General features: G+C 39.0%; 22 protein-coding genes. 21 read left to right on the top strand and 1 reads right to left on the bottom strand.

Translation table 11 applies throughout. The annotated features are described in order from the left end of the window. The 3 genes from rpe (at position 1) to spoVM (ending at position 1,513) form a co-directional block, all read left to right on the top strand. A complete protein-coding gene (gene rpe, locus ACK3CR_RS20635; protein WP_061802313.1) occupies positions 1-651 on the top strand; it encodes a ribulose-phosphate 3-epimerase in 651 nt (216 codons plus the stop codon). 49 nt (positions 652-700) lie between these two features. Beyond that, a complete protein-coding gene (locus tag ACK3CR_RS20630; RefSeq protein WP_243518146.1) occupies positions 701-1,333 on the top strand; it encodes a thiamine diphosphokinase in 633 nt (210 codons plus the stop codon). 96 nt (positions 1,334-1,429) lie between these two features. Further along, a complete protein-coding gene (gene spoVM, locus ACK3CR_RS20625; protein ID WP_019391772.1) occupies positions 1,430-1,513 on the top strand; it encodes a stage V sporulation protein SpoVM in 84 nt (27 codons plus the stop codon). Between the two features lie 30 nt (positions 1,514-1,543). Here spoVM and rpmB read toward each other — a convergent pair whose 3' ends face one another. Next, positions 1,544-1,732 carry a 50S ribosomal protein L28 gene (gene rpmB / locus ACK3CR_RS20620; protein ID WP_019391773.1) on the bottom strand — a complete coding sequence of 63 codons (189 nt, stop codon included), beginning with the start codon at positions 1,730-1,732 and terminating at the stop codon, positions 1,544-1,546. 264 nt (positions 1,733-1,996) lie between these two features. Here rpmB and ACK3CR_RS20615 point away from each other — a divergent pair, with 264 nt between their 5' ends. From ACK3CR_RS20615 to ACK3CR_RS20530, 18 genes are all read left to right on the top strand, one after another. Then, positions 1,997-2,359 carry an Asp23/Gls24 family envelope stress response protein gene (locus ACK3CR_RS20615; RefSeq protein ID WP_019391774.1) on the top strand — a complete coding sequence of 121 codons (363 nt, stop codon included), beginning with the start codon at positions 1,997-1,999 and terminating at the stop codon, positions 2,357-2,359. A gap of 16 nt (positions 2,360-2,375) precedes the next feature. Further along, positions 2,376-4,040, top strand: a complete 1,665-nt coding sequence (locus ACK3CR_RS20610; RefSeq protein ID WP_488976070.1) for a DAK2 domain-containing protein — start codon at positions 2,376-2,378, stop codon at positions 4,038-4,040. Positions 4,041-4,253: 213 nt separating this feature from the next. Beyond that, a complete protein-coding gene (locus ACK3CR_RS20605; RefSeq protein WP_243518148.1) occupies positions 4,254-5,285 on the top strand; it encodes a PTS sugar transporter subunit IIC in 1,032 nt (343 codons plus the stop codon). 83 nt (positions 5,286-5,368) lie between these two features. Beyond that, positions 5,369-6,031 (top strand): L-serine ammonia-lyase, iron-sulfur-dependent subunit beta, encoded by a 663-nt coding sequence (sdaAB, locus tag ACK3CR_RS20600; protein ID WP_243518150.1) that lies wholly within the window; start codon positions 5,369-5,371, stop codon positions 6,029-6,031. Positions 6,032-6,049: 18 nt separating this feature from the next. Further along, positions 6,050-6,937: an L-serine ammonia-lyase, iron-sulfur-dependent, subunit alpha gene (gene sdaAA / locus ACK3CR_RS20595; RefSeq protein ID WP_243518152.1), complete on the top strand. Its 888-nt coding sequence runs from the start codon at positions 6,050-6,052 to the stop codon at positions 6,935-6,937. Further along, a complete protein-coding gene (recG, locus tag ACK3CR_RS20590; RefSeq protein ID WP_430238040.1) occupies positions 6,930-8,978 on the top strand; it encodes an ATP-dependent DNA helicase RecG in 2,049 nt (682 codons plus the stop codon). The genes sdaAA and recG overlap by 8 nt, the downstream gene beginning before the upstream one ends. 123 nt (positions 8,979-9,101) lie before the next feature. Then, entirely contained in the window at positions 9,102-9,698 is a 597-nt protein-coding gene (gene fapR / locus ACK3CR_RS20585; RefSeq protein WP_019391780.1) for a transcription factor FapR, read from the top strand. After that, on the top strand, positions 9,682-10,707 hold the full coding sequence (gene plsX / locus ACK3CR_RS20580) for a phosphate acyltransferase PlsX (RefSeq protein ID WP_243518154.1): 1,026 nt from the start codon (positions 9,682-9,684) through the stop codon (positions 10,705-10,707). The genes fapR and plsX overlap by 17 nt, the downstream gene beginning before the upstream one ends. A gap of 2 nt (positions 10,708-10,709) precedes the next feature. Then, entirely contained in the window at positions 10,710-11,654 is a 945-nt protein-coding gene (gene fabD / locus ACK3CR_RS20575; protein WP_488976069.1) for an ACP S-malonyltransferase, read from the top strand. Between the two features lie 2 nt (positions 11,655-11,656). After that, complete coding sequence (fabG, locus tag ACK3CR_RS20570; RefSeq protein WP_124049409.1) at positions 11,657-12,397, top strand: 3-oxoacyl-[acyl-carrier-protein] reductase; 741 nt, start codon at positions 11,657-11,659, stop codon at positions 12,395-12,397. A gap of 80 nt (positions 12,398-12,477) precedes the next feature. Continuing rightward, on the top strand, positions 12,478-12,711 hold the full coding sequence (gene acpP, locus ACK3CR_RS20565) for an acyl carrier protein (RefSeq protein WP_019391784.1): 234 nt from the start codon (positions 12,478-12,480) through the stop codon (positions 12,709-12,711). Between the two features lie 220 nt (positions 12,712-12,931). Next, complete coding sequence (gene rnc / locus ACK3CR_RS20560; RefSeq protein ID WP_124049408.1) at positions 12,932-13,681, top strand: ribonuclease III; 750 nt, start codon at positions 12,932-12,934, stop codon at positions 13,679-13,681. A gap of 42 nt (positions 13,682-13,723) precedes the next feature. Then, entirely contained in the window at positions 13,724-17,284 is a 3,561-nt protein-coding gene (gene smc, locus ACK3CR_RS20555; RefSeq protein WP_488976068.1) for a chromosome segregation protein SMC, read from the top strand. A 20-nt stretch (positions 17,285-17,304) separates the two neighbouring features. After that, positions 17,305-18,303 (top strand): signal recognition particle-docking protein FtsY, encoded by a 999-nt coding sequence (gene ftsY / locus ACK3CR_RS20550; RefSeq protein ID WP_488976067.1) that lies wholly within the window; start codon positions 17,305-17,307, stop codon positions 18,301-18,303. 94 nt (positions 18,304-18,397) lie between these two features. Continuing rightward, positions 18,398-18,724 carry a putative DNA-binding protein gene (locus ACK3CR_RS20545; RefSeq protein ID WP_026009511.1) on the top strand — a complete coding sequence of 109 codons (327 nt, stop codon included), beginning with the start codon at positions 18,398-18,400 and terminating at the stop codon, positions 18,722-18,724. Between the two features lie 13 nt (positions 18,725-18,737). Beyond that, a complete protein-coding gene (gene ffh, locus ACK3CR_RS20540) occupies positions 18,738-20,078 on the top strand; it encodes a signal recognition particle protein (protein ID WP_061801742.1) in 1,341 nt (446 codons plus the stop codon). 83 nt (positions 20,079-20,161) lie between these two features. Then, positions 20,162-20,434 carry a 30S ribosomal protein S16 gene (rpsP, locus tag ACK3CR_RS20535; RefSeq protein WP_019391791.1) on the top strand — a complete coding sequence of 91 codons (273 nt, stop codon included), beginning with the start codon at positions 20,162-20,164 and terminating at the stop codon, positions 20,432-20,434. Positions 20,435-20,508: 74 nt separating this feature from the next. Then, positions 20,509-20,895 carry a YlqD family protein gene (locus tag ACK3CR_RS20530; RefSeq protein ID WP_040056676.1) on the top strand — a complete coding sequence of 129 codons (387 nt, stop codon included), beginning with the start codon at positions 20,509-20,511 and terminating at the stop codon, positions 20,893-20,895.

Here is a 20,895-nt window from a genome sequence, read left to right as displayed (position 1 = left end):
ATAATGAAAATTGCACCTTCTATTTTATCTGCTAATTTTAGTGAGTTAGGAAAAGAAATTAAAGAAGTGGAAACAGCGGGAGCTGACTATATCCATGTTGACGTTATGGACGGGAAATTTGTTCCTAATATTACGATTGGTCCGCTTGTTGTTGAAGCAATTCGTCCAATTACAAGCTTGCCGCTTGATGTTCATTTAATGATTGAAAATCCAGATCAGTACATTCCTGCCTTTGCAAGAGCAGGTGCTGACATTATTTCTGTTCATGTAGAAGCATGTCCACACTTGCATCGTACAATTAGCCTTATTAAAGAACAAGGAGTAAAAGCTGGTGTTGTACTAAACCCTGCAACACCAATTGATTCTATTAAGCATATTCTTGAAGAAATTGATCTTGTTCTTTTAATGACGGTGAATCCTGGATTTGGAGGCCAAACATTTATTAAGAGCGTTCTTCCGAAAATTGAGCAGATTGCCCAACTGATTGAAATTCGTGGTTTAGATATTGAAATTGAAGTTGATGGCGGAGTAAATACACAAACTGCAAAGCTTTGTAGAGAGGCAGGAGCAAATGTTCTCGTAGCTGGTTCTGCGATTTATAATGAAGAAGATCGTGCAGGAGCTATCAATGCACTTCGGGAGAGTTACTAAAAGATCAAACTTTTGTTTGGTCTTTTTTTATAAAGAAAGGGGAGTTAACATGAAAATTAATATATTAGCAGGAGCTCCACAGTCAACAATACCGCCCCTTCAAGACAGTGAAACAAAATGGATTGGTGTTGACCGCGGTGTATATACATTAATGGAGCAAGGCATCATGCCTATCCAAGCGTTCGGAGATTTTGATTCATTAACAGAGCTGGAGCTTAAACATATTCAAGATGTTTTTCCCGAATTAAAAGTGTATCCAGCTGAAAAAGATGAAACAGATTTAGAAATTGCGGTAAATTGGGCTCTTAACCAAGAAATTGAAGAAATTGATATATACGGAGCAACAGGTGGTCGTCTTGATCATATGTTTGGTGGAATTAGCCTTATTTATAAAGCTCTTCAGAAGAATGTACGTGTTCGTCTTATTGATAAACAAAATACTTTAACAATGTATAAGGAAGGAACATATAACATTAAAGCTCATTCCCTCTATAAATATATTTCATTTGTCCCTTTTTCCCTTGAGGTTGAAAACCTGACATTAAAGGGTTTTAAGTATCCATTACATAAAAGATGTGTTCCCGTTGGTTCGACGCTTTGTATTAGCAACGAACTTATTCAACAAAACGGTACTTTTTCGTTTACAAAGGGCATATTAATGATGATAAGAAGCAATGATTAAGTTGCTTAGCTAGTGTCATAATAAAGCTCATAATGAATAGAATATACGGTTGTTGAATCTTATTTCGTCTCGCGGTGACGAGTAGGAGGGGAAAAAATGAAATTTTATACAATCAAACTTCCGAAGTTTCTTGGAGGAATTGTGAAGGCGATGCTCAATTCGATGAAAAAAGGGGAATAAAAAAAGCACCATTATATGGTGCTTTTTTTATTAAACGCGCTCAACTTTACCAGATTTAAGAGCACGAGCAGAAACGTAAACACGCTTTGGTTTACCGTCAACTAAAATACGAACTTTTTGAAGGTTAGCACCCCAAGTACGCTTATTAGCATTCATAGCGTGAGAACGTGCATTACCTGTACGAGTTTTACGACCAGTGATTACACATTTACGAGCCATATTGAGTTCCTCCTTACATAACTAACATCATTGACAATTATCAAAAATACTATATTACTTTACCATACGTACTTTTATAATGCAATAGTGCGAGCTTAACCTTTCAAGAAAATTTCCTTGACAGTCTATAAAAACAGGAAATAAGTCTAAGTTGACGAAATGATAAAGAAAGCGATTAATAACACAATAGGAGTTAAACTTTCAAAAAGACTTCAGGTATAGTAAAATAGCGTTAATCTAACGGAAGAAGGGAGACCCAATACTATGTCCATTGAAATGAAAACACAGTATGGTCAAATTGATATTTCAACAGATGTTGTCGCAACGATTGCTGGTGGGGCTGCTGTAGATTGTTACGGTATTATTGGAATGGCATCTAAAAATCAAATCAAAGATGGGATTTCCGAGATCTTAAGAAAAGAAAACTTTACAAGAGGTGTTGTTGTAAGACAGCTCGAAGATGAAATTCATATTGATATGTACATTATTGTGAGCTATGGAACTAAAATTTCTGAAATCGCTCATAATGTTCAAACAAAGGTGAAATATACGCTAGAACAAACAGTAGGTTTAACAGTAGAGTCTGTTAATATTTATGTTCAAGGCGTTCGAGTAGTTAACGTGTAAGTTAGGAGGAAATGTTGTGTCAATAACAACGTTAGACGGAAAGCATTTTGCAAGGATGATTCAGAGTGGTGCTCAAAATCTACAAAATAATGTAGAGTTTGTGGATGCTCTGAACGTATTTCCTGTGCCAGATGGTGATACAGGAACAAACATGAACTTATCTATGAGTTCAGGAGCTAAGGAAGTTGGCACAAAAGAAACTGAAAATATCGGCGAAGTTGGACAACTTCTTGCTCGTGGCTTATTGATGGGGGCAAGAGGGAATTCAGGTGTTATCTTATCTCAGCTTTTCCGAGGATTCGCAAAATCAATTGAAGGAAAAACAGTGGTAGATAGCGAAGAATTTGCTGCTGCATTTCAAGCTGGAGTTGAGACAGCTTATAAGGCAGTCATGAAACCAATTGAAGGAACAATATTAACAGTTGCAAAAGAAGCAGCCGAAAACGCGCTTAATATTGCAAAGACGGAAAAAGATGTAACGCTTGTAATGAAGGCTATTTTAGAAGAAGCAAAAGCTTCTTTAAAACGAACTCCAGATCTACTTCCTGTCCTAAAGGAAGTAGGGGTTGTTGATAGTGGTGGACAAGGTCTTGTCATTATTTATGAAGGATTTTTAGCTTCGCTTGAAGGAAAAAACTTGCCAAATGTGACGGAAGTTCAGCCATCTATGAACGAACTTGTGAATGCTGAGCACCATAAAAGTGCACAAGGACATATGAATACGGAAGATATTAAGTTTGGCTACTGTACAGAATTTATGGTGAAATTTGATGATAATAAGCTAGCCTCGTCTCCATTCTCTGAAGAAGCATTTCGCAATGATTTAAGTGAATTTGGAGATTCTCTTCTTGTTGTAGCAGATGATGATCTTGTGAAAGTTCATATTCACGCTGAACAGCCTGGTGAAGTTCTTACATACGGACAGCGCTATGGAAGCTTGATTAATCTAAAAATCGAGAATATGCGCGAACAGCACAGCACGATTGTTCAAAAAACAGAAAAGCCTTCTTTACCAAAGAAACAAAAAGAGTACGGGATTGTAACGGTTGCAATGGGACAAGGAGTGTCAGCTCTTCTAGAGAGCATTGGCGCAACAGTAGTACTTCAAGGTGGACAAACAATGAATCCAAGTACGGAAGACCTTGTTAAAGCGATTGAAGATACAAATGCTAAAAAAGTCATTATCTTACCAAACAATAGCAATATTGTGATGACAGCTGAACAAGCAGCAGAGGTCGTAGGAAAGGATGTAGTTGTTGTTCCCTCTAAAACAGTACCACAAGGAATGACAGCACTGCTCTCTTTTAATGGTGAGCGTAATTTAGCTCAAAATCAACAAGAAATGACAAGTGCTTTAGAAAATGTAAAATCAGGACAGGTCACATATGCGGTTCGTGACACGACAATTGACGGGATTGAAGTGAAAAAGGATGATTTTATTGGTATTTCTGAGGGGGAGATTGTGACAAAAGCACATAGCTCTTTAGAAGCTCTTCAGCTTTTGTTAGCTAAAATGATTGACGAAGATGATGAAATTGTAACTGTTCTTTACGGAGCAGATGTAAATGAGGAAGACATTAAAAAGCTTGAGCAACATGTCACAGAAAACTTTGAAGATGCAGAGTTTGAAATTCATGAAGGAAAGCAGCCTGTATACCATTATATTGTAGCCGTGGAATAGAAAGGGTACTCAACATTTTTGTTGAGTACTTTTATTTGTGTGGAAAAATTTTTTTGCTAAAAAAGTGTAATAAGGGTTGTAGTGTCAGCGTATCTGAGGTACATTATTGTTGCTTGCATAACCCTTTTTTAAGTGCATAATCATTTACGAGTCTTGGCTAAGTTTGTTATATATAGTATAGTAATTTTATTTTCAGCTTAGAGAGGGATTACTATGGATATTTTAATTGGAACAATGTTACTGATTATTGTTCTGGTGTTTTTTACGGCATTTAGCTATAAAGCGCCTTATGGAATGAAAGCAATGGGTGCTTTAGCAAATGCAGCGGTAACATCGTATTTACTAGAAGCTTTTCAAAAATATATTGGCGGCGATATTTTTGGAATTTCGTTTCTTGGTGAGCTAGGACATCTTGCAGACGGAATGGCAGGAGTAGCCGCCGCTTCACTTGTTTGTTTGGCTCTTGGCGTTTCTCCCGTATATTCTTTAATGATGGGCGTAGCTTGTGCTGAAATGGGACTTCTTCCAGGCTTTTTTGCTGGATATATGATTGCTTTTTTAGTAAAAGTAATTGAAAAACGTTTTCCGGCTGGACTTGATTTATTAGGTTCAGTTATTATTGCTGCACCGCTTGCTCGGTTTATTGCAGTAGAGGTTACCCCATTAGTAGACGCTACGCTTCTTAAAATTGGTGGCATTATTGACCAAGTAACATCATCAAGTCCTCTTTTGATGGGGGTTATATTAGGGGGAATTATTACAGTTGTAGCAACTTCTCCTTTAAGCTCAATGGCCCTAACAGCCATGCTTGGACTAGTTGGTCTCCCAATGGGAATTTCAGCGGTTGCTATTGTTGGGTCAGCTTTTTTAAATTATGTACTGTTTGATCGCCTTAAGTTTGGTTCAAAAAGAACAACTATTGCGATGACCATTGAACCATTAACACAGGCAGACCTTGTTGCTGCAAATCCGATTCCTATTTATGTAACAAATTTTGTTGGAGGAGCTATATCAGGGGCTGTTGTTGCCATGTTTGGCCTTATTAATAATGCAACAGGAACTGCAACCGTTGTCGCAGGACTTGTTGTCATGTATGGATTTAATGACCCTATTAAAGTAACGATTTGCGTGTTGATCTGCGGAGCAATTGGCATTATATGTGGATTTCTCGGTTCATACGTATTTAAAAACTTTAAAATTACACGTGAAGAGGAAGTCCGCGGAACAAGACATGAAGCAGCGTAGAGAAGCAAGTAGACAGCATATAGTACTATATGCTGTCTCTTTTTGAGAAATAAAAAAACTTCAGTATGCAGAGGAGAGAGTTTATGAGATTTAAATCTGTATTCGATATTATTGGTCCTGTTATGATTGGTCCATCTAGTTCCCATACGGCAGGAGCAGCCCGCATTGGAAGAGTAGCGCGAACAATTTTTGGGGTTCAACCTGAGAGCGTTATCATTTCGTTATACGGTTCTTTTGCTGAAACATATAAAGGCCATGGAACAGATGTAGCACTTGTTGGCGGTTTGCTTGATTTTGATACGTCAGATACTCGTATTCCGCTGAGCTTAAACTTGGCTAAAGCAGCTAAAATGGATGTTACGTTTATTGAAGAAGAAGCACTTAGCGATCATCCAAACACCGCTCGCTTATTTTTAAAAGCAGGTGAGAAGGAAATGGAGATTGTGGGGATTTCAATCGGTGGCGGAACAATTCAAATTGTAGAGCTAAACGGTTTTAAACTCAATTTATCTGGAATGAACCCTGCTATTCTTGTTGTGCACAACGATCGTTACGGTTCCATTGCAGGAGTTACAAATTTACTTACTAAATATCATGTCAATATTGGCCATATGGAAGTATCGCGCAAAGAAAAAGGAAAAGTGGCGCTAATGGCTATTGAAACAGATGAAAATATTAATGATGAAGTGATTGAAGAAATTAAAGGACTTCCAAACGTGTTACAAGTTACAAGAATGATAGATTAAAGAGATGGGGGAAACGATATGTTTCGTAATGTAGCAGAATTAGTGGAGCTTGCCGAAACACAAGGTAAAAAGATTTCACACATTATGCTTGAACAAGAATGTGAAGTAACAGGATTAACAAAAGAAGAAATTTTAGAGAAGATGAGTCGCAATTTAACAGTAATGGAAGAAGCAGTTGAGCGTGGCTTAAATGGTGTTCAATCTGTCACAGGTTTAACTGGAGGAGACGCTGTTCTCCTACAGAATTATATTAAAACAGGGAAATCACTTTCAGGGGACCTTTTGCTTGATGCTGTGAGTAAGGCTGTTGCGACAAATGAAGTGAATGCTGCAATGGGAACAATTTGTGCAACACCAACGGCAGGAAGTGCAGGGGTTGTTCCTGGTACACTTTTTGCTGTTCAAAACAAGCTCCATCCCTCTCGAGAAGAAATGGTTGAGTTTCTTCTTACAGCAGGTGCATTCGGATTTGTTGTGGCTAACAATGCTTCTATTTCAGGAGCTGCAGGAGGCTGTCAAGCAGAGGTTGGTTCTGCAAGTGGGATGGCAGCTGCTGCTATTGTAGAGATGGCAGGTGGAACACCCCAACAATCAGCTGAAGCAATGGCGATTACACTGAAAAATATGTTAGGCTTAGTATGTGACCCTGTTGCAGGTCTAGTTGAAGTACCGTGTGTTAAACGAAATGCAATGGGAGCTAGCAACGCGATGGTGGCAGCGGATATGGCGCTTGCTGGAATTACAAGCCGAATTCCTTGTGATGAGGTCATTGAAGCTATGTTCAAAATAGGTCAAACAATGCCTGTCGCGCTAAAAGAAACTGCGCAAGGAGGGTTGGCGGCAACACCAACAGGTCGCAAACTTCAGGAAAAGATCTTTGGTAGTTCGCTTACGAAAAGTGAATAAATTACAGCAATTATCTATTACAGCTTTAAAAGGGATCGGAGCAGAAACGAATGCATCGCTAAATTCGCTTGGTATTCTATCTGTAGGTGATCTTATTGAATATTTTCCGTATCGTTATGAAGATTACCGTCTTCGTGATTTAGCGGAAGTTAAACATGAAGAAACGGTAACAGTAGAAGGGATAGTACATGGTCCCCCAAATGTGATGTTTTATGGAAAGAAAAAGTCACGGTTAACTTTTCGCATGCTTGTCGGAAGATATGCAGTAAACGTAACCGCGTTCAATCGCGGTTTTTTGAAAAATAAATTACAGCTAAATGAAACGGTAACAGTAACGGGAAAATGGGATAAAAATCGTCAAACAATCTCATTAAAAGAATTGAAAGTTGGCCCATTTAAAGCTCAACAAGAAATTGAGCCTGTCTACTCTGTAAAAGGAAACTTAACCGTTAAGGCACTTCGACGTTTTATTCGTCAAGCGCTTAGCGAATATGGTGAAGAAGTAGCTGAGCTTTTACCAAAATCCCTTTTAGACAAATATCGTCTCCTAGAGCGTAAAGAGGCATTGAAAGTGATTCATCTTCCGAAAACGCACGAGGAACTTAAATATGCAAGACGGCGCTTTGTATACGAGGAGTTTCTTCTCTTTCAACTAAAAATGCAGGTGCTTAGAAAAAGAGAACGAGAAGGTACAAAAGGGATGAGTCAACATATTCAAGCAAAGGATATTGTAGAGTTTACAAAACAGCTGCCGTTTCCCTTAACAGGAGCACAAAAGCGTGTTGTAAATGAAATATTTGCTGATATGAAGTCGCCGTATAGAATGAACAGACTTCTTCAAGGGGATGTTGGATCAGGAAAAACAGTTGTAGCAGCTATTGCACTTTTTGGTACGGTAAAAGCAGGTTATCAAGGGGCGCTTATGGTACCAACTGAAATATTAGCTGAACAGCATGTTTCATCGTTAAAAGAACTCTTAGGTCGTGTTGGTATTACAGTGGAACTTTTAACAAGCTCTGTAAAAGGAAAACGTCGTCGTGAGCTCTTAGAAAAGGTAGAAAGCGGCGAAGTGGATGTTTTAGTTGGAACGCATGCTCTTATTCAAGGTGAAGTAATGTTTAAAAAGCTTGGGCTTGTTATTACAGATGAGCAGCATCGATTTGGTGTAAACCAGCGTCGAACATTGCGCGAAAAAGGTGAATTTCCAGACGTTTTATTTATGACAGCAACTCCAATTCCTAGAACGCTTGCAATTACGGCTTTTGGAGAAATGGACGTCTCTGTTATTGACGAGATGCCTGCAGGAAGAAAAGCGATTGAAACGTATTGGGTAAAGCATGATATGCTTGAAAGAATTTTGCAGTTCGTGCAAAAAGAGCTTGTGAAAGGAAGACAGGCATATGTAATTTGCCCGCTCATTGAAGAGTCAGAAAAGCTCGATGTACAAAATGCTATTGACGTTCATGCAACACTTCAGCAATACTTTGAGGATAAATGGAATGTAGGTCTTATGCACGGAAAGCTTCATCCAGATGAAAAAGATGAAGTGATGCGAGAGTTTAGCGAAAATAAGACTCAAATTTTAGTTTCAACAACTGTTGTTGAAGTAGGAGTAAACGTTCCGAATGCCACAATGATGGTTATTTATGATGCAGAACGATTTGGTCTTTCTCAGCTTCATCAGCTTCGCGGCCGTGTCGGAAGGGGAAGTGAGCAGTCATACTGTGTATTGCTTGCGGATCCAAAATCAGAAGTTGGGAAAGAAAGAATGAAGATTATGACGGAAACGAACGATGGATTTGTTCTTTCTGAGAAAGACTTAGAACTTCGCGGTCCTGGTGACTTTTTTGGAAAGAAACAAAGCGGTCTTCCTGATTTTAAAGTTGCTGATATGGTGCATGATTATAGAGCGCTTGAAACGGCTCGTGATGATGCCACAAAGATTGTTAATAGTGAACAACTTTGGAGAGATAAGGAATTCACTCCGTTGTTAACGCATCTTGAAGAAACGGGTGCTTTAACAACAGAAAAGCTAGATTAATAGAATAAAGCCAGAGCTGTTCAAGACGAACAGCTCTTTTCTTCATGGAAAAAAGGTTGCAAAGCCTATCATTTGATTATATACTGCTATTAGTACCTAGTATTAAAAAGCGGATGGTGGAGCATGAGATTAAATAAAAAGGAACGGAAAAAGCAGTTACAAGAAACAATTGATCAAAACCCGTTTGTAACGGATGAAGAGTTAGCTGAACGTTTCTCTGTTAGCGTACAAACCATTCGGTTAGATCGCTTGGAATTGTCGATTCCTGAACTTCGTGAACGTATTCGGCATGTTGCCTCAACACAGCTAGAAAATAAAGTCCGTTCTTTACCAATTGAAGAGGTTATTGGTGAAGTGATTGACTTGAATCTTGATCAATCAGCGATTTCTATTTTTGATGTAAAAGAAGAACACGTTTTTAAGCGTAATCATATTGCACGTGGTCACCACCTTTTTGCACAGGCCAATTCACTTGCTGTTGCTGTTATCAATGATGAATTGGCGTTGACGGCTAATTCATCCATTCAGTTCCACCAGCCTGTTAAGCTAGCGGAACGTGTTGTAGCGAAAGCAAAAGTGAAAGAAAAAAGTGCAAAAAAAGAACGAACAACTGTTGAAGTATTAAGCTACGTTGGACAAACGCTAGTATTTTCCGGTCTATTTGAGATGTATCATTCAAATAGAGCAGGAGAGGGGGATCACAATGAAAATCACAATTGATGCTATGGGCGGTGATCATGCCCCAAAAGCGATAATTGAAGGAGCAGAGCGAGCAATTGCTCATTTCCCTGATTTACATATCATTTTAGTTGGGGATGAAAACCTTATTCATCCACACTTGAAGAATAAAGAACGAATAACAGTTTTACATACGGAAGAAGTTATTGAAGCAACGGACGAACCTGTTCGGGCAGTGCGTCGTAAGAAAAAGGCTTCAATGGTGCTCGCTGCTCAACAAATTGCGGACGGGGAAGCAGATGCTTGTATTTCAGCAGGAAATACAGGTGCTCTTATGGCAGCAGGTTTATTTATTATCGGACGCATTCAAGGGATTGAACGTCCAGCTTTAGCTCCAACACTACCGACTCGTACAGGAAATGGATTTTTACTATTGGATGCAGGCGCAAATCCAGATGCAAAGCCAAATCATCTTCTTCAATATGCTATTATGGGAAGCATTTATGCTAAAAGTGTATTTGGTATGGAATCTCCTCGCGTTGGGCTGTTAAATGTAGGAACAGAGGAGAAAAAAGGGAGCGACTTAACAAAACAAACATTTCCACTTCTTCAAGATGCCGATATTAACTTCATTGGAAACGTTGAGGGAAGAGACTTATTAGAAGGTGTTGCAGATGTTGTTGTAACAGATGGTTTTACAGGAAACATTGCGTTAAAATCGATTGAAGGAACAGCACTTTCTATATTTTCAATGCTGAAAGAGACGCTAACAAGTTCATTTAAGAGTAAGGTCGCAGCAGGGATTCTAAAGCCGCAATTAAAAAAGCTTAAAACGCAGATGGACTATACAGAGTATGGTGGAGCAGGTCTTTTTGGACTTAAGGCACCTGTTATTAAAGCTCACGGTTCTTCAGACGATAACGCTATTTTTAATGCTGTGAGACAAGCGGTATTAATGGTAGAACAAAGCGTGCCTAAAACAATCGCTGAGCAAATCGCTGCGCAGAATAAAAAACAAGAACAAACCATAGAAAGTGAAAGGAAGGAATAAGCATGAGCAAAATTGCATTTGTTTTTCCAGGACAAGGCTCACAAGCTGTTGGGATGTTACAAGATGTATACGCGGCATCAGAAGACGTGAAAAAGATGATTGATGAAGGAAATGAGGCGCTTGGCTTCTCACTATCAAACTTAATGTTTGAAGGACCAGCAGAAGACCTAACATTAACATATCACGCACAGCCTGCTTTATTAACAGCAAGCGCAGTGCTTTTAAATGAGTTAACAAAAGAAGGGATCAAGCCAGACTATGTAGCAGGACATAGTCTAGGAGAATACAGTGCACTTGTTGCAGCAGGCTCTATTTCGTACATTGACGGAGTAAAAACGGTTCATACACGTGGTCAATTGATGAATAAAGCAGTTCCAGCTGGTGAAGGAACAATGGCAGCTGTGCTTGGCCTTGATGCAGAAGAACTTGAAAAAGTAACAGCTGAGATTAGCGAGAATGGTGATGTTGTACAACTTGCAAATATTAACTGTCCAGGACAAATTGTTATTTCAGGTACTGTTGCAGGAGTTGAAAGAGCAGGAGCACTTGCAAAAGAGCGCGGAGCAAAACGTGTATTGCCTCTTAACGTAAGCGGTCCATTCCATTCTGCTCTTATGAAGCCAGCAGCAGAAGAATTTAAAAATGTGTTAGCTAACATTACAATTTCAAATGCGAGCGTTCCTGTTGTAGCAAATGTAACAGCAGAACCAATGACAGAGGCGAAAGAAATTAGCGAGCGTCTAGTTGAACAGCTTTATTCACCTGTTCGCTTCCATGAATCAGTTGAAAGAATGCTGAATGACGGTGTTGATACATTTATTGAAATTGGGGCAGGAAAAGTACTGTCTGGATTAGTGAAAAAAGTGAATCGTCGTGCAACCGTTCATGCGGTATACGATATGGAATCATTACAAAAAACAGTTCAATCTTTGAAAGATGGTGAATGAGGATGTTAAAAGATAAAGTAGCTCTTGTTACAGGTGGCTCACGCGGTATTGGTCGTGCAACAGCGCTTGAACTTGCTTCATTAGGAGCAAAAGTTGCTGTAAACTATGCAGGAAGCGAAGGAAAAGCTCAAGAAGTAGTTGAAGAAATCAAAGCTATGGGTGGCGAAGCTATCAAAATCAAAGCAGACGTAGCTAACAGCGAAGAAGTTCAAGCTATGATCAAAGAAGTGATTGAAACATTTGGTTCTTTAGATATTCTTGTGAACAATGCGGGCATTACACGTGATAATTTATTAATGAGAATGAAAGAAGATGAATGGGATAGCGTAATTGCGACAAACTTAAAAGGAGTATTTCTATGCACAAAAGCTGTTTCTCGCCAGATGATGAAGCAGCGCAGCGGACGCATTATTAATATTTCTTCTATTGTAGGTGTAAGCGGAAATGCTGGACAAGCGAACTACGTAGCTGCAAAGGCAGGCGTAATCGGATTAACAAAAACGAGTGCGCAGGAATTAGCAGCTCGAGGAATTACGGTTAACGCTATTGCACCGGGCTTCATTGCAACAGATATGACAGATGAGCTTTCTGAAGAAGTGAAAAACGGTATTCTATCACAAGTACCACTTGCAAAATTTGGTGAAGTTGCAGATGTTGCCAAAGTTGTTGCATTCCTAGCATCAGAAGGAAGCAAATATATGACAGGCCAAACACTCCATGTTGATGGCGGAATGGTAATGTAAAAGAGCTTTTGAATTTTCTTTCTGAAGTTCTAGTAATTTGTTGAGGAATCCACTATAATGACTTGAGGGGAGGTGATAGTATGTCAGACGTATTAGAGCGCGTAACGAGTATCATCGTTGATCGCCTTGGCGTAAAGGAAGAGGAAGTGAAACTTGAGGCTTCTTTCAAAGAGGACCTTGGCGCTGATTCCCTTGACGTAGTTGAACTAGTTATGGAACTTGAAGATGAGTTCGAATTAGAAATTTCAGATGAAGATGCTGAGAAAATTGCGACAGTTGGTGACGCTGTTACTTACATACAGAACAAGCAATAAGCTGTCCTTACTTTTAGAAGAGTCCCGTTTATATAACGGGGCTTTCTCTACTTTTATCGAACATCTTCTCCATCATACCTTTAAGTTTTTGATTTACTGCGAAAATTTAAAGATGTGAAAGGGCTTCAGTACAATTGGAGACAACTTATTATGACGAAAACCTCCCTTTCTGGAGAAAGAGATGGAAATTTGAAAACGGAAGAAACCATTGGAGGTATTTATGGCAAGACATCGTTATTACCCTAAAAATCAAAAATTACAAGAAAAAATTAAAAAACAGTTTCAGGAACTTCAAGAGAAAATGGGTATTTTATTTGACAACGAAAAACTGTTAACACAAGCATTTACTCATTCTTCATATGTAAATGAACATCGCAAAAAACCGTATGAAGATAATGAACGCTTGGAATTTTTAGGTGATGCTGTTCTTGAACTAACAGTATCAAAATTTTTATTTAACAAATATCCAGCAATGAGCGAAGGGGAACTTACGAAGCTTCGTGCTGCTGTTGTATGTGAACCATCTCTTGTGAAGTTTGCAAACGAGCTTCAGTTTGGCAATTACGTTTTGCTTGGAAAAGGAGAAGAGATGACAGGTGGACGCCAAAGACCTGCTCTTTTAGCCGACGTGTTTGAAGCATTTATCGGTGCTCTTTATCTTGATCAAGGGCTTGAAGTGGTCGAAAAATTGCTAGCCCAAACCGTATTTCCTAAAATTGACGATGGTAATTTTACGTATGCAATGGATTTTAAAAGTCAGCTGCAAGAGCTTGTTCAGCGTGACAGTCAAGGGCTTTTACAATATCAAATTCTTCAAGAAAAAGGCCCAGCACATAACCGCGAGTTTATTTCACGAGTGCTTCTAAACGGATCAGAACTTGGTACTGGTGTTGGTAGATCAAAAAAAGAAGCAGAGCAAAAAGCTGCACAAGTAGCTATTACTGCTTTAACACTTTTGAAAGAACAATAAATCTATGATATACAACTTTAACAAAAGTAAGGAGGAAGTAAGATGTTCCTCAAACGACTAGACGTGGCGGGATTTAAGTCTTTTGCCGACAAAATTTCTGTTGATTTTGTTCAAGGAATGACAGCTGTAGTCGGACCGAATGGAAGCGGAAAAAGCAATATCACAGATAGCATTAGATGGGTGCTTGGAGAACAATCTGCCCGCTCTTTGCGCGGTTCAAAGATGGAAGATGTTATTTTTGCTGGCAGTGATACGAGAAAAGCATTAAACGTAGCGGAAGTAACGTTAACGCTTGAGAACAGCGAACAGTTTCTTCCTATTGAGTATCACGAGGTAAGCATTACAAGACGTGTCTTTCGCTCAGGAGAAAGTGAATTCTTTATTAATAATCAGCACTGTCGTTTAAAAGACATTATTGATCTATTTATGGACTCCGGTCTAGGGCGGGAATCATTTTCTATCATTGGCCAAGGGCGCGTTGAGGAAGTGCTCAGCTCAAAATCTGATGAACGAAGAAAGATTTTTGAGGAAGCAGCAGGTGTTTTAAAGTATAAGCTACGCAAGAAGAAAGCAGAGCTTAAGCTTGTTGAAACACAGGATAATTTAAACCGGGTGAGCGACATTTTATATGAGATTGAGTCAGGCCTTGAACCTTTAAAAATACAAGCTTCTATGGCGAAAGACTATTTAGAGAAAAAGGCGGAGCTAAAAAATTACGACATCTCTTTGACTGTTTATGAAATTGAAGAACTTCATAAAAAATGGGAGAAATTAAAGCTTGAACATGATCATCATAAAGAACTTTCTAGAACGTTAAGTGAGTCTATTGCTAAGAAAGAAAGTCATATTGATGAAGCTCAGAAAAATATGAATGCGCTAGAGCAATCCCTAGAAGAGTTGCAAACGGTTTTATTAAACGTTAGTGAAGAGCTTGAGAAAATTCAAGGGCGAAAGCAAGTGCTTATTGAAAGGAAGAAACATGCTTCAAAAACGCAAAGCGAGCTTGAGGAAAGTACAGAACACCTTGAGGAACAAGTAGCCTTCTTAGCTAAAAGTAAAGAGGAAGCATCAGAACTTCTCAAAACATATGAACAAAATGTTTATAGACTAAAAAAAGAGCTTTCAGAAAAGCAGTCTCTTTTTGAAAGTTATAGTGAAGATCTGGATGAAAAGCTCGAAAATTTGAAAAGTGACTATTTCGAAAAAGCACAGCAAGAAACGGCACTTCGCAATGAACGTCAGTTTTTAGTGAAACAAATCGAGCAAAATAGTGAAAGACAAAATCGTTTAAAAGAAGCGAACAAAGAGCTATTTAGCGAACATCAGAAACTTGAAGGGGAGCATAAAAGGCTTGATGGAGAAGTTTCTGCTGCGAAAGAGGAATTTGATAAAGCAGTTAATGAAAACCTAACATTAAAACGAGATGTTGAAGCTTTAACAGAAAAATATAGAAAAAAAGAATCGCTTCTATATCAAGCATATCAATATGTTGAACAAACAAAGTCAAAACGCAGCATGATGGAAGATATGCAAGATGGGTACACAGGCTATTTTCAAGGCGTAAAAGAAGTGTTAAAAGCCCGCGAAAGCGCCTTAACAGGAATTGAAGGGGCAGTGGCAGAGCTTATTACAGTTCCAAAAGAGGTAGAAATAGCGCTTGAAACAGCGCTTGGCGGGGCAATGCAGCATATAGTTGTTTCAGCAGAAGAACAAGCAAGAAAAGCGATTGCTTATTTAAAGAAGCGAGGTAGCGGTCGTGCCACATTTTTACCTCTTTCTACGATTAAAGGAAAAAGTATTCCTCAGTCTGTTATTGAAACCATGCAAGGATCTCCTTCTTTCGTTGGAGTAGCCCGTGATCTCATTTCATATGAGCAAAAGTATGAAAACATTGTTTCAAACTTGCTTGGGACCGTCATTGTGACCAAAGATTTACGAGGAGCTAATGAGCTTGCTCGTCTTGTTTCACATCGCTATCGATTTGTAACATTAGAAGGAGACGTTGTAAATCCGGGGGGATCAATGAGCGGGGGAGCTTCTAAGAAAAACAGCTCATCTCTTATTACGAGAAAGCGTGAGCTAGAAGACCTTGTTGCAAAGCTTGCTGAAATGGAAGGGAAAACAGGATTGCTTGAAGCAGAGGTTAAGGAACTCAAAACGTCACTTGCTCAGGCTGAAAAACAGTCCCTTGCACAAGGAGAGAAAGTTCAAACATTAAAAGAAGAGTACGAAGCTTTAAATGCCAAGATGAGCGAGCTTCTGTTAACAGAAAAAAATACAAAACGACGTCTTGAAATGTACAATAATGACATGACACCGCTTTTTGAAGAGCAAGATCGCTTTAAGCAACGAGAAGCAGAGTTAAGGGAATTACTACAAGCTTCTCAGAAGGCCATGAAGCATCTTGATGAAGAAATTAAGCTTGTTACAGAGCAGAAAAACTCGGAAAAGAGTTCAAAAGAAACTGTTCAAGGGGAGCTTACAAATCTGAAAATCGCGCTTGCAGAAGCGAGTGAGCGTCTTGTTTATCAGCGTGAAAAAGTAGAGCGTGCAGAGCAGGATTTACACTCTTCTTCTACAGCTCTTTCTAAACAAAAAGATCAGCTTTCATTCTTAAAAGAACAGATGAAAGAAGGTTTTACAAGTCAGCATGATTTAGAAGATACGCTCTTAGCTAGAACAAACGATAAAGAAGAAACGGCTAAGCTTATTAGCGAACGCCGCAAGCAGCGCACAGAGCTTCAAGAAGAGCTTGAGACGTTCATGGCTGAACAAAAGGAACTTAAGCGTCAGCAAGAACAGATGATGGAAGCTTTGAAAGATGAAGAAGTGCAGATTAATCGCTTTGATGTTGAGCTTGATCAATATTTAAATATGCTGAGAGAAGAGTATATGATGAGCTTTGAAGCTGCGAAACAGCAATATCCTCTTACTCTATCTCCTGAGGAAACGCGCAAAAAAATCAGGCTTATTAAACTTGCTTTAGATGAACTTGGTACAGTTAATATAGGCGCAATTGAAGAGTATGAGCGAGTATCTGAGCGATATACGTTTTTAAGTGAACAAAAGGAAGACCTTGTTGAAGCAAAAGATACACTTCATCAGCTTATTGAAGAGATGGATACGGAAATGAAGAAAAGGTTCAGTGAAACGTTCACAAGTGTGAGAGAGCATTTTAAAGAAGTGTTTACAAAGCTCTTCGGCGGCGGACGAGCAGATTTAAAGCTCACTGATCAAGAAGACCTTCTAAATACAGGTATTGATATTGTGGCACAGCCGCCAGGTAAGAAGTTGCAGAACCTTGCTCTTCTTTCAGGTGGTGAGCGTTCGTTAACAGCTATTGCGCTTCTCTTTGCTATTTTAAAAGTGCGACCTGTACCGTTCTGTGTGCTCGATGAAGTAGAAGCAGCACTTGATGAAGCAAATGTACAGCGTTTCGCGAAGTTCATCAAGACATTCAGTGAGAAAACACAATTTATTGTTATTACACATCGCAAAGGGACAATGGAAGAAGCAGACGTTCTTTATGGGATAACAATGCAGGAATCTGGTGTATCTAAGCTCGTATCTGTCAAACTTGAAGAAGAAAAGCAGTATGTTTAAGAAAGGTGTGAAACGTTCACATGAGTTTTTTTAAGAAACTAAAACAAAAGTTTTCAGGAACTGAAGTAGAGCAAGAAGAAACAAAGAAATACGAAAAAGGGATGGAGAAAACAAGAAAGTCGTTCACAGGACGTCTTAATGACCTTGTTGCCCGCTATCGTAAAGTTGACGAAGATTTCTTTGAAGAATTAGAAGAAATCCTAATTAGCGCTGATGTTGGCGTTAGTACAGTAATGGACTTAATTGACGAGTTGAAAATGGAAGTAAAACGCCGTAACATTAAAGATTCAACAGAAATCAAAGACGTTATTTCAGAGAAACTTGTTGATATTTATTCAGGAGGAGAAGAACAGTTCTCTTCTTTGAATATTCAACAATCAGGCCTTAGCATTATCCTCTTTGTTGGAGTAAACGGAGTTGGAAAAACAACAACAATTGGAAAGCTTGCTCATCAGCTTAAGCAAGAAGGTAAAAAAGTGATGCTTGCAGCAGGCGATACGTTCCGAGCAGGAGCAATCGAACAGCTTGAAGTATGGGGAGAACGCGTTGGTGTTGATGTTATTAAACAAGCGGCAGGGTCAGATCCAGCTGCTGTAATGTATGATGCAGTTCAGTCAGCTCGTTCAAGAGGAGCGGATGTATTGCTTTGTGATACAGCAGGACGCCTTCAAAATAAAGTAAACTTAATGAATGAGCTTGAAAAAGTAAAGCGCGTTATTTCTCGCGAAGTTCCTGATGCACCTCATGAAGTATTGCTTGTTCTTGATGCAACAACAGGACAAAATGCAATGAGCCAAGCTAAAACGTTCTCAGCGGCAACAGACGTGTCAGGTATTGTTTTAACAAAGCTTGATGGGACTGCAAAAGGTGGAATCGTTCTGGCGATCCGTAACGAATTGAGTATTCCAGTTAAATTCGTAGGCCTTGGTGAAAAGGTAGAAGATCTTCAGGAATTTGATCCAGAGAAATATGTATACGGCCTTTTTGCAGGGCTTATGGAAGAAGAAAACGAAGAATAAAAAGACTGTTAAGAAAAAAACTTGACATTTGTTTTTAAAATAAGTACACTATTTGAGTGTAAAGGTTTTTCACTTAACAAGGGCGTGATTGGTTGTGCTTGAAAAAACAACAAGGATAAACTATCTGTATGATTTTTATCAATCATTATTAACTTCAAAACAGAAAAGTTATATGTCGCTTTATTATTTAGATGATTATTCGCTTGGAGAAATCGCTGAAGAATATGGCGTGAGTCGACAAGCTGTTTATGATAATATAAAACGTACAGAACAAATGCTTGAGCAGTATGAAGAAAAGCTCGGCTTGTTTCAGCGATTTCGTCAAAGAAAGCAGCTTTTACAAGATCTTCAAAAAGCTGTAAAACAGCATGATGAAGAGCAGACGCTTTCTCTTATTGATTCGCTTGAGAAATTAGATTAGGGGGCGGCATAGTATGGCATTTGAAGGATTAGCCGACCGTTTGCAAAGCACAATTCAAAAGATTAAAGGCAAAGGTAAAGTTTCAGAAGCAGACGTAAAAGCAATGATGCGTGAAGTTCGCCTTGCCTTACTTGAAGCAGACGTTAACTTTAAAGTTGTTAAAGAATTCGTCAAAAACGTGAATGAACGCGCTGTTGGGCAAGAGGTTATGAAAAGCTTAACGCCTGGACAGCAAGTTATCAAAGTTGTTAAAGAAGAGTTAACAAAGCTAATGGGTGGAGAAGAAAGCAAAATTGCTGCTTCAAACCGTCCGCCAACCGTTGTTATGATGGTTGGTCTGCAGGGGGCCGGTAAAACGACCACAACAGGAAAATTAGCAAATCTTCTTCGCAAAAAATACAATCGTAAACCTCTGCTAGCTGCTGCGGATATTTATCGTCCTGCAGCAATTAAACAGCTTGAAACGTTAGGAAAACAGCTTAGCATGCCTGTGTTCTCACTTGGTGATCAGGTAAGCCCTGTTGAAATTGCACGTAAGGCCATTGAGCATGCAAAAGAAGAGCATCATGACTACGTTTTAATTGATACAGCAGGTCGTCTTCATGTTGATGAGACGTTAATGGACGAGCTTAAACAAGTAAAAGAAGTGGCAAAGCCAGATGAAATTTTACTTGTTGTAGATGCGATGACAGGCCAAGACGCTGTAAATGTGGCAGAGAGCTTTAACGAACAATTAGGATTAACAGGTGTTGTTCTTACAAAACTTGATGGAGATACGCGCGGTGGTGCGGCTCTCTCTATCCGTTCTGTAACGGAAACACCGATTAAATTTGTCGGGATGGGTGAAAAGCTAGATGCTTTAGAAACTTTCCATCCTGAGCGTATGGCGTCTCGTATTCTTGGAATGGGTGACGTGCTAACGCTTATCGAGAAGGCACAAGTGTCTGTTGACGAGGACAAAGCGCGCGAACTGGAACAAAAGTTACGTACGCAATCTTTCACATTTGATGATTTTCTAGAACAGCTTGGACAAGTGCGACAGATGGGACCGCTTGATGAAATTCTTGGAATGCTTCCAGGAGCAAACAAGATGAAAGGCTTGAAAAACGTTCAAGTGGATGATAAGCAAATTGGTCATATTGAAGCGATTATTCGTTCAATGACAAAGCTTGAAAAAGAACAGCCTGAAGTCATCAATGCAAGCCGTAAAAAGCGTATTGCAAGAGGTAGTGGTAGATCTGTTCAAGAGGTCAATAGACTTCTTAAGCAGTTTGATGAAATGAAGAAGATGATGAAGCAAATGACAAACATGTCAAAAGGCAAGAAAAAAGGATTTAAACTTCCTTTTATGTAGTGTTAAGAAAAAACACTTTACAAACAAATGCAGGATTGATAATATATTATCCTGTGTGAAACAATTTCGGAGGTGCTTTAATAATGGCAGTAAAAATTCGTTTAAAACGTATGGGATCTAAAAAGTCTCCATTCTATCGTATCGTAGTAGCTGATTCTCGTTCACCACGTGATGGACGTTTCATCGAAACAGTTGGAACTTACAATCCACTTGAGCAACCAGCAGCAGTTAAAATCAATGAAGAGCTTGCTCTTAAATGGTTAACAGACGGTGCTAAACCATCTGATACAGTACGTAACCTTTTCTCTAAAGAAGGTATCATGGAGAAATTCCACAATTCAAAATTAAGCAAGTAATGAAAAAAGGGGAGGGATAACCTCCCCTTTTTTTTACTTCTTTTATATAATAAAGATAAGAGGAGGGAGTGCGGGTGAAAGTTGTCCAAAAAGTGATTGTGAAACAAGTATTAACTGAACAAAGCAAGGAGAAGTTAAGGAATAAGTTTATTCTTGAACAAAAAGGGCTGCAAAATGAAATTGAGCAGTTGCGCTTTCAGTTGAAAAAGATTGAAAATATGAAAAAACCATCAGCGGCATCGCTTGAAAAACAATTCGAAAAGGAACAAAAAACCCGTTTAGAAAAACTCCGCATTATCGATTTTCAGCTAGAACAGCTTAACTTGCTTCCAATTGGCAGTGAGCTTGAAGAAACAAAGCTAGATGCTATTGTAGAAGTAAAAGAAGGTGACAGCTGGGAAGAATTCAAAAGTTTACAAACGATTCTTGTTAAAGATGGAATTGTGATTGAAATTCGATAG

The organism is Priestia sp. TRM10 (assembly GCF_057808375.1).
The sequence above is the reverse complement of the archived record's forward strand: the minus strand, read 5'-3'. Positions and strand labels throughout refer to the sequence as shown.

What these genes read in the sequence shown, in the direction of transcription:
- fabD (WP_488976069.1), top strand. Translation starts at nt 10,710, where the DNA reads ATGAGCAAAATTGCATTTGTTTTTCCAGGACAAGGCTCACAAGCTGTT.
- sdaAA (WP_243518152.1), top strand. Translation starts at nt 6,050, where the DNA reads ATGTTTCGTAATGTAGCAGAATTAGTGGAGCTTGCCGAAACACAAGGT.
- rnc (WP_124049408.1), top strand. Translation starts at nt 12,932, where the DNA reads ATGGCAAGACATCGTTATTACCCTAAAAATCAAAAATTACAAGAAAAA.
- ACK3CR_RS20615 (WP_019391774.1), top strand. Translation starts at nt 1,997, where the DNA reads ATGTCCATTGAAATGAAAACACAGTATGGTCAAATTGATATTTCAACA.
- ACK3CR_RS20605 (WP_243518148.1), top strand. Translation starts at nt 4,254, where the DNA reads ATGGATATTTTAATTGGAACAATGTTACTGATTATTGTTCTGGTGTTT.
- ffh (WP_061801742.1), top strand. Translation starts at nt 18,738, where the DNA reads ATGGCATTTGAAGGATTAGCCGACCGTTTGCAAAGCACAATTCAAAAG.
- fabG (WP_124049409.1), top strand. Translation starts at nt 11,657, where the DNA reads ATGTTAAAAGATAAAGTAGCTCTTGTTACAGGTGGCTCACGCGGTATT.
- spoVM (WP_019391772.1), top strand. Translation starts at nt 1,430, where the DNA reads ATGAAATTTTATACAATCAAACTTCCGAAGTTTCTTGGAGGAATTGTG.
- ftsY (WP_488976067.1), top strand. Translation starts at nt 17,305, where the DNA reads ATGAGTTTTTTTAAGAAACTAAAACAAAAGTTTTCAGGAACTGAAGTA.
- sdaAB (WP_243518150.1), top strand. Translation starts at nt 5,369, where the DNA reads ATGAGATTTAAATCTGTATTCGATATTATTGGTCCTGTTATGATTGGT.
- plsX (WP_243518154.1), top strand. Translation starts at nt 9,682, where the DNA reads ATGAAAATCACAATTGATGCTATGGGCGGTGATCATGCCCCAAAAGCG.
- ACK3CR_RS20630 (WP_243518146.1), top strand. Translation starts at nt 701, where the DNA reads ATGAAAATTAATATATTAGCAGGAGCTCCACAGTCAACAATACCGCCC.
- acpP (WP_019391784.1), top strand. Translation starts at nt 12,478, where the DNA reads ATGTCAGACGTATTAGAGCGCGTAACGAGTATCATCGTTGATCGCCTT.
- smc (WP_488976068.1), top strand. Translation starts at nt 13,724, where the DNA reads ATGTTCCTCAAACGACTAGACGTGGCGGGATTTAAGTCTTTTGCCGAC.
- rpsP (WP_019391791.1), top strand. Translation starts at nt 20,162, where the DNA reads ATGGCAGTAAAAATTCGTTTAAAACGTATGGGATCTAAAAAGTCTCCA.
- fapR (WP_019391780.1), top strand. Translation starts at nt 9,102, where the DNA reads ATGAGATTAAATAAAAAGGAACGGAAAAAGCAGTTACAAGAAACAATT.
- rpmB (WP_019391773.1), bottom strand. Translation starts at nt 1,732, where the DNA reads ATGGCTCGTAAATGTGTAATCACTGGTCGTAAAACTCGTACAGGTAAT.